The sequence below is a fragment of the Streptomyces sp. NPDC047515 genome (assembly GCF_040643055.1).
Taxonomy (GTDB): domain Bacteria; phylum Actinomycetota; class Actinomycetes; order Streptomycetales; family Streptomycetaceae; genus Streptomyces.
The window spans coordinates 36,958-50,893 of the sequence record NZ_JBEYTM010000058.1; the positions used below are offsets into that span (position 1 = coordinate 36,958).

Annotated in this window: 13 protein-coding genes and 1 pseudogene; 5 read left to right on the plus strand and 9 right to left on the minus strand. The window is 70.7% G+C overall.

Going from position 1 to position 13,936, the window contains the following annotated elements; all coding sequences use genetic code 11:
* Window positions 1-280: 280 nt before the first annotated feature.
* Window positions 281-1,201, plus strand: coding sequence for an oxygenase MpaB family protein (locus ABZ826_RS32245; protein ID WP_361456260.1), 921 nt, complete (start codon window positions 281-283; stop codon window positions 1,199-1,201).
* On the opposite strand, the gene ABZ826_RS32250 is transcribed toward ABZ826_RS32245, so the two are convergent.
* On the minus strand, window positions 1,195-1,830 hold the full coding sequence (locus ABZ826_RS32250; protein WP_361456263.1) for a TetR/AcrR family transcriptional regulator: 636 nt from the start codon (window positions 1,828-1,830) through the stop codon (window positions 1,195-1,197). The two genes, ABZ826_RS32245 and ABZ826_RS32250, sit on opposite strands and share 7 nt — an antisense overlap.
* 140 nt (window positions 1,831-1,970) lie before the next feature.
* The gene (locus ABZ826_RS32255) at window positions 1,971-2,441 is read right to left on the minus strand and encodes a macro domain-containing protein (protein WP_361456266.1); all 471 of its coding nucleotides are present in this window, start codon (window positions 2,439-2,441) and stop codon (window positions 1,971-1,973) included.
* 243 nt (window positions 2,442-2,684) lie between these two features.
* On the opposite strand from ABZ826_RS32255, the gene ABZ826_RS32260 reads away from it, so the two are divergent.
* On the plus strand, window positions 2,685-3,416 hold the full coding sequence (locus ABZ826_RS32260; RefSeq protein WP_361456269.1) for a MerR family transcriptional regulator: 732 nt from the start codon (window positions 2,685-2,687) through the stop codon (window positions 3,414-3,416).
* 21 nt (window positions 3,417-3,437) lie between these two features.
* Here ABZ826_RS32260 and ABZ826_RS32265 read toward each other — a convergent pair whose 3' ends face one another.
* The 4 genes and pseudogenes from ABZ826_RS32265 to ABZ826_RS32280 form a co-directional block, all read right to left on the minus strand.
* On the minus strand, window positions 3,438-5,609 hold the full coding sequence (locus tag ABZ826_RS32265) for a 3-hydroxyacyl-CoA dehydrogenase NAD-binding domain-containing protein (RefSeq protein ID WP_361456272.1): 2,172 nt from the start codon (window positions 5,607-5,609) through the stop codon (window positions 3,438-3,440).
* Between the two features lie 238 nt (window positions 5,610-5,847).
* The gene (locus ABZ826_RS32270) at window positions 5,848-7,062 is read right to left on the minus strand and encodes an acetyl-CoA C-acetyltransferase (RefSeq protein WP_361456275.1); all 1,215 of its coding nucleotides are present in this window, start codon (window positions 7,060-7,062) and stop codon (window positions 5,848-5,850) included.
* Window positions 7,063-7,098: 36 nt separating this feature from the next.
* Window positions 7,099-7,547, minus strand: a pseudogene (locus ABZ826_RS32275) (acyl-CoA dehydrogenase family protein).
* A gap of 153 nt (window positions 7,548-7,700) precedes the next feature.
* Window positions 7,701-8,843 carry a CaiB/BaiF CoA-transferase family protein gene (locus ABZ826_RS32280; RefSeq protein WP_361456278.1) on the minus strand — a complete coding sequence of 381 codons (1,143 nt, stop codon included), beginning with the start codon at window positions 8,841-8,843 and terminating at the stop codon, window positions 7,701-7,703.
* Between the two features lie 428 nt (window positions 8,844-9,271).
* Here ABZ826_RS32280 and ABZ826_RS32285 point away from each other — a divergent pair, with 428 nt between their 5' ends.
* On the plus strand, window positions 9,272-10,462 hold the full coding sequence (locus ABZ826_RS32285) for a saccharopine dehydrogenase NADP-binding domain-containing protein (protein ID WP_361456281.1): 1,191 nt from the start codon (window positions 9,272-9,274) through the stop codon (window positions 10,460-10,462).
* A gap of 42 nt (window positions 10,463-10,504) precedes the next feature.
* Here ABZ826_RS32285 and ABZ826_RS32290 read toward each other — a convergent pair whose 3' ends face one another.
* Together ABZ826_RS32290 and ABZ826_RS32295 are read right to left on the minus strand one after the other, a co-directional pair.
* Window positions 10,505-10,648 (minus strand): hypothetical protein, encoded by a 144-nt coding sequence (locus ABZ826_RS32290; protein WP_361456284.1) that lies wholly within the window; start codon window positions 10,646-10,648, stop codon window positions 10,505-10,507.
* 57 nt (window positions 10,649-10,705) lie between these two features.
* Entirely contained in the window at window positions 10,706-11,383 is a 678-nt protein-coding gene (locus tag ABZ826_RS32295; protein ID WP_361456287.1) for an endonuclease V, read from the minus strand.
* Between the two features lie 299 nt (window positions 11,384-11,682).
* Between ABZ826_RS32295 and ABZ826_RS32300 the strand changes: the two genes are divergently transcribed.
* Window positions 11,683-11,982 carry a YciI family protein gene (locus ABZ826_RS32300; RefSeq protein WP_361456290.1) on the plus strand — a complete coding sequence of 100 codons (300 nt, stop codon included), beginning with the start codon at window positions 11,683-11,685 and terminating at the stop codon, window positions 11,980-11,982.
* A 66-nt stretch (window positions 11,983-12,048) separates the two neighbouring features.
* On the opposite strand, the gene ABZ826_RS32305 is transcribed toward ABZ826_RS32300, so the two are convergent.
* A complete protein-coding gene (locus ABZ826_RS32305) occupies window positions 12,049-13,164 on the minus strand; it encodes an oxidoreductase (protein ID WP_361456293.1) in 1,116 nt (371 codons plus the stop codon).
* Window positions 13,165-13,348: 184 nt separating this feature from the next.
* Here ABZ826_RS32305 and ABZ826_RS32310 point away from each other — a divergent pair, with 184 nt between their 5' ends.
* Window positions 13,349-13,765 (plus strand): SsgA family sporulation/cell division regulator, encoded by a 417-nt coding sequence (locus tag ABZ826_RS32310; RefSeq protein ID WP_361456296.1) that lies wholly within the window; start codon window positions 13,349-13,351, stop codon window positions 13,763-13,765.
* Window positions 13,766-13,936 lie beyond the last annotated feature (171 nt).

The window sequence follows — 13,936 nt, forward strand, 5'->3', positions numbered from 1 at the left end:
CCCGGCGGTCGGCCGGGCCTGCGGATCGGAGCCCGACCCTGTGTGATCCAGTATGCGATCACTTCCGGCCCGGTGCGCGCGGGCCGCTGCGACGGCTCGCTCCGCGCATCCGCGTCGACGGTGTTGACGCGACCGATGAAACAACTCGATAGTATTTGTATCTTTGACTCCTCGCGTGCGATGAGTCGTCAGATTCCTTGCTGCACAAGGAAGTTGAAGAGGAGAACAGGCGAAAAAACCAGGACCGGCACGGGCTCGACATATGGACAGGAGGCGCATCATGGGCCGCTACAGCCGCCTGCGCGAGATCCGCCGGATGGATCCCGCGCGCGATTACGCCGAGATCCTTCGGCTGATCTCGCAGTACGAGTTCCCCTGGGACTACCGGCAGGGTGTGAGCGTCGCATTCCTGCGCGACTATGGCGTCCCCCGCATCTCCGTGCTCCTCGACCGCACCCAGGAGTTCGAGCGGTCCGGGCAGAAGCGGTACGACGACACGGTGCTGATCGGTTACGAGATGGCCGCCGACGGCTTCGACTCGGAGCGCGGCCGGGCCGCCGCGCGTCATCTGAACCGGATCCACGGCAAGTACCACATCCCGAACGAGGACTTCCGCTATGTCCTCGCGACCACGGTCGTGGGCCCGAAACGCTGGATCGACCGGTACGGCTGGCGTCCGCTGTGCGCGCAGGAGATCCAGGCTCTCGCGGAGGTCGGCCGGAAGATGGCGGACATGATGGGCATCGAGGGGGCCCCTGAGACGTATGAGGGGTTCGAGCGGCTCCTCGACTCCTACGAGGAGCGGATGTTCGCGTACGACCCGGCCAACCGACGTGTCGCGAACTCCACGTTCCGGATCATGGCGAGCTGGTACCCACGACCGCTGCGGCCCCTCGTGGCGCGGTTCTCGCTCGCCCTGCTGGACGAGCCGCTGCTCGTGGCGCTGGGCTTCCGGTCGCAGCCGCGCTGGGCACGGTCGTCGGCCGCGGGAGCTCTGCGCTTGCGCGCACGGTGCGTACGGTGGCTGCCCGCCCGGCCGCGCCGACTGCCCTCACGTCCGCAGCCTCGGTCGTACCCCTTCGGCTGGCGGCTCGACGACCTCGGCCCGCACTGGGCCCGCAGCCGCCCCCTGGAGCCCCTGCCGGACGAGACGGGCCCCGCCCCGGCCGACGACGGACGCGATGTTCGCGAGGGTCACTGACCGGCGGCGAGCAGCGGCACCAGATAACGACGGGCGAACGCCCGCACCTGCTCGTCGTCGTCGAGCTCGAAACAGCTGACGGGGTTGAGCAGGAAGGAGACCGTGATCCGCACCATCAGCTCGGCCACCGGTGTCGGATCGCTCTCCGGCCGCCCCTGCGCACGCCGGGCGTGGCGCAGCCGGCCGGCCAGGTAGTCGCGGATGACGAGGAGGGCAGGCCCGCTCTCCAGGGTCAGGAAAGGCAGCATGGTCTCGGGCTCCAGCCTCAGCAGCCCGCCGATCAGCGGATGTGTGCGGATGTGTCCGAGGACGGCGGTGAAACCCTCGACGAGCCGGTCCTCCGTGGTGGGCAGCGCGGCGACCGCGTCGTCCACTTCCACGACGAAGCGCCGGTACTCGCGCAGCAGACATGCCGAGACCAGGCTGTCCTTGTTGCCGATCCGCCGGTACACGGTGACCCGCGAGACCTTGGCGCGCTTGGCGACGTCATCGACGGTCGAGCGGCGCAGCCCGAAGGTCATGAACTGCTCACGCGCGGCGTCCAGGATCTGCTCGCTCAGCGCGTCGGAGGGCGGCGACTCACCCAGCGCCCGGCCCAGCAGTGTCTCGTTCGTGCCCCGTGCCGCCATGGCGCCTCCCCGTTCCACCGGTTCCATCCCACCACAGAAGTCGATACAGGGCGACCCGCGCCGTCTCTCCGTAACTCCCCACCGCTCAGGGCGCCTTCCGGTGACCGGCCACCCTTCGGGGCCGCCCTGGATCCCAGGCCCTAGTCATACACCGTCACCGCTGTCCCCCGGCTCAGCAGCCGCTTCTCCATCAGCGGCTCGATCCGGGACCATGTGCCGCCCGCCAGCCCGCAGCCGATCCGCGGCATGTGGACCGAGGCCCCCAGCTCGACTGCCCGGTCGGCCACGGCTCCCAGCGCCGTGTCGATCGCCTCGTAGCGCACGGGTACCCCCTTGCTGCCCGTGCGTATCCCCCGCTGACCCACCATGTTCGCCACCCAGATGTACGGGCTCACCTGGACGAACTGCACGGCGCCCAGGCCGAAGTCGTTGCCCGCGCGCTCGCGGTGCCACTGGCGGTAGGCCGCCTCGGGTTCGGGCCAGCGGCGCGAGACGGCGAGGACGAAGCCCTTGCCCCAGCCGCCCAGGTCGTTGCAGACGTGCGCGATCAGTTTGACGCCCTTGCCCAGCGGGGCGGTGGCGTCACCTCGAACATAGGCGATCTCCGACATGACACCAGCGTAGGAGACCCCACTGACAACGCGCCGGGACTGTTCGGTCCCCGGCTGTCCTCGCCGTACAGTGCGGCGATCGGCAGCCATCGGCAGGACGGTCCGGTTCCGTACCGGAGCGAACCGGGACCAGGTCCGGGTGCCGCCGGGCACTTTCACAACAACGGTGAGACAGCAATACTGTTGAACCTGATCGATGCAGACGCGGCAGTTCGCCGCTGGGTCGGAACGCGAGGAGCAGACATGGCGACCGGGACCCAGGACCCGACGCTCACCGTCGACGAACTGGCGGCACGCGCCGGTGTCACCGTACGCACCGTGCGTTTCTACAGCACCAGGGGCCTGCTGCCGCCGCCGGTGATCGGGCCGCGTCGCGTCGGACAGTACGGCCATGAGCACCTGTCCCGGCTCGCACTCATCGAGGAGCTCCAGCACCAGGGCATGACGCTCGCCGCGATCGAACGCTACCTGGAGCAGTTGCCGCCGGATCTGAGCGCGCACGATCTGGCGATCCACCGGGCCCTGGTGGCCGCCTGGGCACCCGACTCGCCGGAGGACGCGACGCGGGCGGAGCTGGAGCGGCGCGCGGGCCGGGCGCTGACCGAACAGGACATGGCGCGGCTGGCCGCGATGGGCGTACTGGAGCACGCCGAGCCGACCGACGGCAGCTACCGGGTGGACCCGGGACTGCTCCGGCTCGGGGTCGAACTGCTCGACGTACCGATCGCGCACGAGACGATTCTGGCCGCCCGCACGGTTCTGCTGGAGCACTCCCGGTCCGCCGCACAGGAGCTGACCCGGCTGTTCCGGGACGAGGTCTGGGGTCCGTACCGGGAGCGGGAGTCGGACCCGGAGCACGTGGCGGCAATGAAGTCGCTCTCGGCCCATATGCAGCCGATGGTGCTCCAGGCGCTGGTGACCGCGTTCCAGCGGTCGTTGAAGGAAGAGCTGCGGGCTGCGTTCACTGCGGAGTGAACGCGGCCCGCGGAGCCGCGGTCAGTCGTGGAAGGTCTCGCCCTTCTCGGCCTTCTCCACCAGCAGCGCGGGGGGCAGGAAGCGGTCGCCGTACGTTTCGGCGAGTTCCCGGGCACGGGCCACGAAGCCGGGCAGGCCGCCCTCGTACCCGTTGATGTACTGGAGAACGCCGCCGGTCCACGGCGGGAAGCCGATGCCCATGATGGAGCCGATGTTGGCATCGGCGACGGAGACGAGAACGTTCTCCTCCAGGCAGCGGACGCTGTCCAGCGCCTCGGAGAACAGCATCCGCTCCTTCATGTCGGTGAAGGGGATGTCGGTGTCCGGCTTCGTGAAGTGCTCCCGCAGGCCGGGCCAGAGGCGGGTGCGCTTGCCGGCCTCGTCGTACTCGTAGAAGCCCGCGCCGCCGCTGCGTCCCGGGCGGCCGAACTCGTCGACCATCCGGTCGATGACCGCGTCCGCCGGGTGTCCGGCCCAACTGCCGCCGGCCTCCTCGACGGCCCGCCTGGTCTCGTTGCGGATCTTTCGGGGCAGGGTGAGGGTCAGCTCGTCCATCAGGGAGAGCACCTTGGCCGGGTAGCCGGACTGCGCCGCGGCCTGTTCGACCGACGCGGGCTCGACGCCCTCGCCGACCATGGCCACGCCCTCGTTGATGAACTGGCCGATGACGCGCGAGGTGAAGAAGCCGCGGGAGTCGTTGACGACGATCGGCGTCTTCTTGATCCGGCGGACCAGATCGAAGGCGCGGGCCAGTGCCTCGTCGCCGGTCTTCTCACCCTTGATGATCTCGACCAGCGGCATCTTGTCCACGGGCGAGAAGAAGTGCAGCCCGATGAAGTCGGCGGGGCGCGAGACGCCCTCGGCGAGGACGGTGATGGGCAGGGTCGAGGTGTTGGAGCAGAGCAAGGCGTCCGGCTCGATGATGTCCTGGATCTCCTGGAACACCTTGTGCTTGAGCGCGGTGTCCTCGAAGACGGCCTCGATGACGGCGTCGCAGCCCGCCAGATCGGCCGGGTCTCCGGTGGGGGTGATGCGGGCCAGCAGCGCGTCACGCTCGGCCTCGGTGGTACGGCCCCGGGAGAGCGCCTTGTCCAGGAGCTTCTCGCTGTACGCCTTGCCCTGGGCGGCGGCCTCCACGGAGATATCCTTCAGGACGACGTCGATGCCCGCGCGGGCGCAGGAGTAGGCGATGCCCGCGCCCATCATCCCGGCGCCGAGCACGGCGACCTTGCGGACCTGGCGCTCCTCGATGCCCGTGGGGCGGCCGGCGCCGGAGTTGACGGCCTGGAGGTCGAAGAAGAACGCCTGGATCATGTTCTTCGCGACCTGGCCGGTGACCAGCTCGGTGAAGTAGCGGGCCTCGATGGTCAGCGCGGTCTCGAAGTCGACCTGCGAGCCCTCGACGGCGGCGGCCAGGATGTTGCGCGGCGCCGGCATCGGGGCGCCCGCGATCTGCTTCTTCAGATTGGCCGGGAAGGCGGGCAGATCGGCGGCGAACTTCGGGTGGGACGGGGTGCCGCCGGGGATCTTGTATCCCTTGACGTCCCAGGGCTGCTGGGATTCGGGGTTCGCGTCGATGAAGGCGCGGGCCTTTTCGAGCATCTCGTCCCGGGTGGCGGCGACCTCATGGACGAGGCCGTTCTCCTGGGCGCGCCGCGGGGTGTACTGGGTGCCTTGGAGGAGGACCTTCAGCAGGGCGTCGGTGATGCCCATGAGGCGCACGGTGCGGGTGACGCCGCCGCCGGCGGGCAGCAGCCCGAGGGTGACCTCGGGCAGACCGATCCGGGAGCCGGGGGCGTCGAGGGCGATGCGGTGGTGGGAGGCGAGCGCGATCTCGTAGCCGCCGCCGAGCGCGGCACCGTTGATGGCGGCGACGACGGGCTTGCCGAGGGTCTCGATGCGGCGCAGCGAGTTCTTGATGGCGGTGCCGGTGTCGAAGGCCTGCTGGGCGTTCTCGGGACCGACCTTGATCATGTCCTTGAGGTCACCGCCCGCGAAGAAGGTCTTCTTGGCGGAGGTGTAGATGATGCCGCGGATGGAGTCCTTCTCGGCCTCGGCGCGGTCGGCGATGGCCGCGATGGAGTCCTTGAAGGCCTGGTTCATCGTGTTGGCGGACTGGTCGGGGTCGTCGAGTACGAGGGTGACGACGCCGGTCTCGTCCTGTTCCCAGCGGATGGTCGTGCTCTCGGTCATTGCTGTTCTTCTCCGTAAGAGAGGGGCCGGCAGTGGGTGGCGTGGGTGAAGGAGTGGGGGCGGGGTGCGTGGATCGCAAGGCGGAGGACCGATCCACGGCGAATGGGGCCTCCCCTGCTCAAGCGAAGCCGAGAGCTCGGGGAAACATGGTGAGGGACACCGACGCCGCGAGGCGCGTGCCCCGCCCGCGCGACGCCACGCCATCCGCTGCCGGCCCCTCACGGTGGCCGGGGGACGGTCAGAGGCGCTCGACGACGGTGGCGACGCCCATGCCGCCGCCGACGCAGAGGGTGGCGAGGCCGTAGCGCTGGTCGCGCCGTTCGAGTTCGTCGATGAGGGTGCCGAGGATCATCGCGCCGGTGGCGCCGAGCGGGTGGCCGAGTGCGATGGCGCCGCCGTTGACGTTGATCCTGTCGAGGGGGAGTCCCATGTCCCTGGCGAAGCGGAGCACGACTCCGGCGAACGCCTCGTTGATCTCGACGAGGTCGATGTCGTCGATGGTGAGTCCGGCCTTGGCGAGGGCCTTGCGGGTGGCGGGGGCGGGGCCGGTGAGCATGATGGTGGGCTCGGAGCCGGAGACGGCGGCGGAGACGATCCGGGCGCGCGGCGTGAGTCCGTACCGCTCGCCGATCTCCTGGTTGCCGATCGCGACGAGCGCGGCGCCGTCGACGATGCCGGAGGAGTTGCCCGCGTGGTGGACGTGATCGATCTTCTCGACCCAGTGGTACTTCTGCAGGGCCACCGCGTCGAAGCCGCCCATCTCACCGATCGCCGCGAAGGAGGGCTTGAGCGCGGCGAGCGAGTCGGCGGTCGTGCCGGGCCGCATGTGCTCGTCACGGTCGAGGACGACGAGGCCGTTGCGATCCTTGACGGGGACGACGGAGCGGGCGAAGCGGCCGTCCTTCCATGCCTCGGCGGCGCGTTCCTGGGAGAGCGCGGCGAACTCGTCCACGTCGCGGCGGGTGAAGCCCTCGATGGTGGCGATGAGGTCGGCGCCGACACCCTGCGGCGCGAAGCCGGTGTCGAAGTTGGTCATCGGGTCCATCGCCCAGGCGCCGCCGTCGGATCCCATCGGGACACGGGACATCGATTCGACACCTCCCGCGAGGACGAGGTCCTCCCAGCCCGAACGGACTTTGGCCGCCGCCAGGTTGACGGCCTCCAGGCCCGAGGCACAAAAGCGGTTCTCCTGGACGCCCGCGACAGTGTCCGGGAGGCCCGCCGCGATGGCGGCGATCCGGGCGATGTCGGAGCCCTGGTCACCGAGCGGGCTGACCACGCCGAGCACGATGTCGTCGATGGCCGCCGGGTCCAGGCCGGGGAAGCGGCCGCGGATCTCGTGGATGAGGCCGACGACGAGGTCGATCGGCTTGGTGCCGTGCAGGGCGCCATTGGCCTTGCCACGGCCGCGCGGGGTGCGGATCGCGTCGTAGACAAACGCTTCGGTACTCAAGTCAGCAGCCTTTCAGGGGTGGTTGCGCAAAAGAGGTCAGGCGAGCAACGAGCGTCCGATGATCTCCTTCATGATCTCGGTCGTGCCGCCGTAGATGGTCTGGATACGGCCGTCGGTGAATGCCTTCGCGACCGGATACTCCGTCATGTACCCATAGCCGCCGTACAGTTGGAAGCAACGGTCGGCGACGCGCTTCTGCCGATGATGTCGTTGTGCAGCCCGAGTGCGAGTCCGGGGGCACCGGCCCGGGTGAACTCCTCGGCAAGGACGGCGCTGTAGCGGTAGTCGGTGTTGCCGCCGCCCCCGTACTCCTCGGGAACGGCGAGGCCGAGCAGTCCCTGCCGACCGGCCGCGAGCCACGCCTCGCGCGAGACGATGCCGTCCTTCTCCCACTGCTCGTAGTGCGGGAGGACCTCCTTGGTGAGGAAGGTGCGGACGGTCTCGCGGAACGTTTCGTGCTCTTCGGTGAAGATCTGCCGCTGCACTGCGGGCCTCCTGGAGTCAGTTCCTGACGTCGGGCCCCGCGCCGGTCCGGGCGGGGATGCGGGAGCGCGGGTCGCGGAGAGCCGCACCGGTCGCGCGCCGGTCACAGGCTTCGCGCGGGCCGCCCGTGGGGTTCGGCGGCGAGGTGGTTGCCATCAGCCGGTGGTGTCCTTCCGGGGCTCCGCGATGCCCGGTACGTCCCAGTCGGCGGCGACGGTCTCGGTGTCCGCGCCGGGCCGCGAGGGCCCGCCGCGTACGGAGACGGGGGTGACGGAGAAACGGGGCGCGGGGGCGGGCTGGGTGAGCCCGTCGTGCTCGACGAAGGTGGCACGGGCCGCGATGTGCGGATGCCGGGGCGCCTCACGGAGCGAGAGCACGGGGGCCACGCAGGCATCCGTGCCCTCGAACACCTCGGTCCACTCGGCGCGCGTACGGGTCCTGAAACGGTCGGCGACGAGCGTGCGCAGCTCCTCCCAGCGGGCGATGTCCCCCCGGTCCGGGGCTTCGTCCTCGATCCCGAGGAGCCTGCTGAACTCCTCGTAGAACTGCTGCTCCAGCGGGCCGACCGCCATGTACTGGCCGTCAGAGGTCTCGTACGCACCGTAGAACGGGCAGCCGCCGTCCAGGAGATTGGAGCCGCGCCGGTCCTGCCAGCCGCCGGCCGCCAGCATTCCGTGGATCATCGTGGCGAGATGGGCAGCGCCGTCGACGATCGCCGCGTCCACGACCTGGCCGCGGCCGCCCGGGGTGCGGGCATGCTGGAGGGCGGCCAGGACACCGACGACGAGATAGAGCGAACCGCCCGCGTAGTCGCCGACCAGATTGGCCGGGACGGTGGGCGGCTCCCCGGGCCTGCCGATCATGGAGAGGGTGCCCGTGAGGGCGATGTAGGCGATGTCGTGCCCGGCCCGTTCGGCGAGCGGTCCGTCCTGGCCCCAGCCGGTCATCCGTCCGTAGACGAGCTGTGGATTGCGGGCCAGTGCGGCGTCCGGCCCGACACCGAGGCGCTCGGCGACGCCCGGCCGGTAACCCTCGATCAGGATGTCGGCGCGCTCGACCAGATCGAGCACCTTGGCCGGGCCGTCCGCGGCCTTGAGGTCGACGAGCACGGAGCGTTTGTTGCGGTTGGTGAGGTCGTACGCGGGGTCGATGCCGAGCCCCGGGCCGCCGGGCCGGTCGACCCTGACGACATCGGCGCCGAGGTCGGCCAGGAACATCGCGGCGAACGGGCCGGGTCCGATGCCTGCCAGCTCGACCACGCGCACGCCTGCGAGCGGGCCATGCTCTGTCGTTGCCATCCAGCCCCCAGCGGTATGACACAGCGGTATGACACAACTGATGTAACAGCGATGATGCTAAGAACGCGTCGCGCTCCGCACAACCCCTTCGGCCGAGCAAGCGCTTATGGGCTGTCCCGTAATCCCCGGCGGCCGGACGGGGCGGGAGAGGGAGCGGGACCGGTACGCGTGGTCGCAGGGCACAGCGGGAAGGCACCGCGGAGCGTTGCCGACCGACGACAGGGCCTGAAGGGTCAAGGGCCCCTGGCCCTTCAGGCCTGGGCAGAGTGCGTGATCGGCCCCGCAACACCGCTGCCTCCCTGTGCCGGTCGGTCCTGGTTCCTTCTCCGGGGATCCTCCCTCACGATCGCCGCCCGGCCGCACACCGCCACGAACGCCTCCGCTAACCTCTGCCTGCCACATCGGCGCCGGGCCCTGCGGAGGCACTCATGAACAGGCAGAACGGGGCACAACGCCCCTATGACGTTGTCCTCTTCGGTGCCACCGGCTTCGTGGGCGCCCTCACCGCCGAATATCTCGCCGCCCACGCGCCCGCCGGCTGCCGCTGGGCCGTGGCCGGACGCGACCGGGCCAAGCTGGAACGGCTGCGCGAACGCCTCACCGCCGTCGACCCGCGCTGCGCGGACCTCCCGCTGCTGCACGCCGTCGCGGACGACGAGCACTCACTGCGCGAACTGGCCGAATCCACCCATGTGGTGGCCACGACCGTGGGCCCCTACATCTGGTACGGCGAGCAACTGGTCGCGGCCTGCGCCGAGGCCGGGACGGACTACGCGGACCTCACCGGCGAGGCGGAGTTCGTGGACCGGATGTATCTGCGGCACGACGCGCGGGCCCGCGAGACCGGGGCCCGGATCGTGCACGCCTGCGGCTTCGACTCCGTACCGCACGACCTCGGGGTGTACTTCACCGTCCAGCAGCTGCCGCGGGACGTTCCACTGACGATCGACGGATTCGTCCGCAGCAACGCCGTCTTCTCCGGCGGTACGTTCGCCTCCGCGCTCACGGCGATGGGCCGCGGCCCCAGGATGCTGCGCACCGCGCGGGAACGCGGATTGCACGAACCCCGCCTGGTCGCCCGCCGCGCCCGCGCCCCGCTCGGCACCCCTCACTTCAGCCCGAAGACCGGCACGTGGGCGCTGCCGCTGCCGACGCTGGACCCACAGGTCGTCAGGCGTTCGGCGCGGGTGCTCGCCGGGTACGGCCCCGATTTCCGCTACCGCCACTTCGCCTCCGTGAAGCATCTGCCCGTGGCGCTGGGCGGTACGGCCGCGCTCGCCGCTCTCCTGGGTGCGGCGCAGATTCCAGCGGCACGGTCCTGGCTGATGGACCGGTACGAGCCGGGGCAGGGCCCGGACGCGGAGCGCAGGCGGCGCAGCTGGTTCACCGTGCGCTTCGTCGGCGAAGGCGGCGGGCACCGGGTGTTCACCGAGGTGTCGGGCGGCGACCCCGGTTACGACGAGACGGCGAAGATGCTCGCACAGTCCGCGCTCTGCCTCGCCCTGGACGAGCTCCCGTCGACATCGGGGCAGGTCACGACTGCCGTCGCGATGGGTGACGCGCTGCTGGGACGGCTGCGCGCGGCCGGGCTGCGCTTCCGGGTCGCGGCGGCCCTCTGAGCAGGACGGGGCGGCCGGGGCGCGACAGCGCCCAGCGGCGGGTCAGAGCGCCCAGGCCACCAGCGTGCAGATCATCGACACGGCCCAGACGACTCCCGCCAGCATGCCGAGAGTCATCCCCACCGCTACCCGGCGCTGGGCGAGGTAGACGGTCCCTGGTCGTGCGGACGTTCGATGTTCGGTCATGTGTACCAGTCTGCCCGTCATGATCGGCGGGCGTTATCCGTACACCTACTCAGATACTCAGGCGGTCGCTTCCCTCAGGGCCAGGCGGCAGAGCGCGTCGGCCCTGCGGGTGGTCTCCGGCTGACGGAAGTCGCGGGCCAGGAGCAGGGTGTGGGCGCAGGCGTTGTCGAGGCCGGTCCGGTGTCCGACGGAGACGAAGACCGGCTTGACGCCGTCCTGGGTGCGCAGCGCCCTACCCACCTCCTCCTCGCCGTCGAGCAGCGGCGACCAGTCGCCCCGGCGGCCGCCCGGCTGCTCGTACGAGAAGGTGAACGGGTTCTTGGCGACGCCGATCACCGGAAGTCCGGTCAGCACCCCGAGATGGCTGGCGAGTCCGAGGCGACGCGGGTGCGCCTGCCCGTAGCCGTCACAGATCACGAGTCCGGGGTCGACGGGAAGCGATTCCAGCACGTCCAGCACGGTCGGGATCTCGCGGAAGGCAAGGAGTCCGGGGATGTACGGGAAGGTGACCCGGCCGACCGCGGTGGCCTCGGCCACCACGTCGAGCGTCGCCGCGTCGAGCACGACCGCTGCCGCCACGACGACATCGCGCTCGTCGTCGTAGGCGACATCGACCCCGGTGACCCTGCCGGTGCCGGGCGGCGGTCCCGTTTCGTCGAGCACCACCCGGGGGCGCAGGGAGTCCTGGATCGCGCGGGCCTCGGCCTCGTCGGCGGGCGTCGGGAAGGTTGCCATAGTGCTGTCGAGTCTAAGAGGAGCTCAAGGGCTGTCCCGTACCGCGGGTGCTCGCAAGACGGAGCATCGCCCACCGTGCTGGGCGTGCATGGACGCGGCCGGACCGGCCCAGTGCGGTGGCCGGAAAGGTTTGCCGGGAAGCCGGCGGCGTCCGGTGCGGGGCGTCGCGCGGCGGAGGATCGCCCTCGCGCCGGACGCACTCGGGCGATGCGACAACCCGGCGAGGTGCCGTGCCGGACGCCGCGAGCCGGTGACCTCTCCGGCCACAGCGCTGACGCCCGTGCCGTAGCCTGACGATCATGTTCGTACTGGAGCTGACCTACACCGCACCCGTCGAGCGCGTCGACGCGCTGATGCCGGACCATGTCGCGTGGCTGGACGCGCAGTACGCGGACGGGGTGTTCATCGCGTCGGGCCGCAAGAACCCGCGCGACGGCGGGGTGATCCTGGCGGTCGGGGGTGATCGCGCGCGGATCGAGCGGATCGTGGCGAAGGACCCGTTCACCACGCAGGGCGTGTGCGCCTACCGGATCACGGAGTTCATCGCGACGAAGACCTCGGACGAACTCGCCCCGTACCGCGAGCAGTTGCCCGGGTAGCGGATCCCCGGGCCCCGCCCTCCTCGATCGCCGGTCGGATCGCGGCCGCGATCCGACCGGCCCCGATCAGCCGCCGGCGCCCCTGGTCCCCCCGCGCGCCACGCGTCCGTTCTCGCCTGCGGCCCAGCAGCCGCCGTCCGGTGTGCAGTCGACCGTGTCGTACGACCCCGTGTCGACCGTGCGCCAGGTGCGGCCGCCGTCCGTGGTGAGGTCCGTGCCGGTCGGACCGACCGCCAGCGCGCCCGACCTGCTGTGCGGCAGCCAGGCGACGCCCGAGCGATAGGCGGCCGGCGGGTTGGCGGACCGCTGCCAGCTGCGGCCGCCGTCACCCGTCACCGCCGAGGCGTGCGGGGACGGCAGGCCGGCCCGGTAGTCGCCGCCGACCGCGATGCCGTGGTGGCGGTCGCGGAAGGCCAGCCCGAAGACACCGCGTGCCGGATCACCGGCCGGGATCGTCGATTCGGCCGCGGTCCAGGTCACCCCGCGGTCGGCGGAGTGCAGCACCCGTGCGGTGGCGGCGCCCCCGGTCGCCAGCCAGACGTCCTTGGGACCCGATGCGACCAGGCACTGACCGCCGGCGGCGAATCCCGCCTCGCCGGCCTGGGCGTCCGGCATGCCCGCGGCGGGCAGCACCCGCCAGTTCCGGCCGCCGTCCGCGGTCGACAGGATGCGGTACTTGCCGTCCACGGGATCGCTCATCGCGAGTCCGTGCCGGCTGTCGAAGAAGGTGAGGCAGTCGTAGAAGGCGCGGGCGTCGGTGTTACGGAACGACTCCGTCCAGGTCGCTCCGCCGTTGTCGGTACGGAACACCCTGGATGCCTCGCCCTCCCCGATGGCCAGCGCCACCGCGCGACGGGCGTCGAAGGCCTCGATGTCGCGGAACTCCAGCGCCTCCTGAGACGCGCCGGGTGGTGAAACATCGCGCCAGTGGTGGCCGCCGTCGGTGGTGCGCAGCACCGTCTCCTTGGAGCCGGCGACCCAGGCGGTGCTCTGGCTGACGGCGGCGAGGCCGCGGAAGCGGGCGTCGGTCCCCGTCACGGTGAGCGTCCAGGCCGTCGGTCCGCCGGGCCCGTGCCACTCCCCCGGTGTCGCTGCGGCCGCCGGCGTGGCCAGTGCGGTGGCCAGCGCCGCCGCACTGAGCCCCCATGACATCAGTCGTCTCGTCTTCCCCTTGGCCCTCATGGCGCTGGAAGCTAGCCCACGAGCCGCACGCCGTCCAGCGTGCGTCGGCCGGATTCGGGCACGCGATCGGTGCGACGGCGCGCGGTGATGCAACTCACGCCGCCCTCCGGTGCACGGATGACGCGATTTCGTCGTCTCCATCTGTGCCGAGAGCCGTTCGTCCGGCCGAGAAAGGGAGCAGGTCTTGTCCACCGTCATCGAGCAGTCCGTGCAGGCCCGCATGGTCGCATCCGCACCGCGGATGGAGACCCTTCCCGCCACTCTGCAGTACGACCGGAGGGATCCGTTCGCCGTGCGCATGGCGTTCCCCGCGACGGCGACCCTGGAAGGCACCGAGGTGTCGTGGGAGTTCTCCCGCGAACTGCTCGCGGCCGGAATGGACGCGGCCGCCGGTGTCGGTGACGTGCGCATCAGACCGTTCGGATACGACCGCACGGTCCTGGAGTTCCATGCCGCCGAGGGAATCGCGATGGTGCACGTCCGCACCGCGGAGCTGCGTCGTTTCCTTGAGCGGGCGCAGGAACTGGTGCCGGCCGGCGACGAGCACCGGTTCCTGGACCTCGACCGGAGCCTGACCCATCTGCTCGGCGGGCCCTGCTGACGGGGCGTCGGGCGAGGGTGCGATGTCATGCGGCGCCGGTGGCTCTGTCGCCCGGCGGCGGTTGCGGTGATCTCGCGGCCTAGTGTCCTGCGCCGAGAATTCGTTGAATAAGTAGACTGCTTCCATGGCGAAGATGGGGCGGCCGATGGCCGAGCTGGTGTTGTCTGAGGA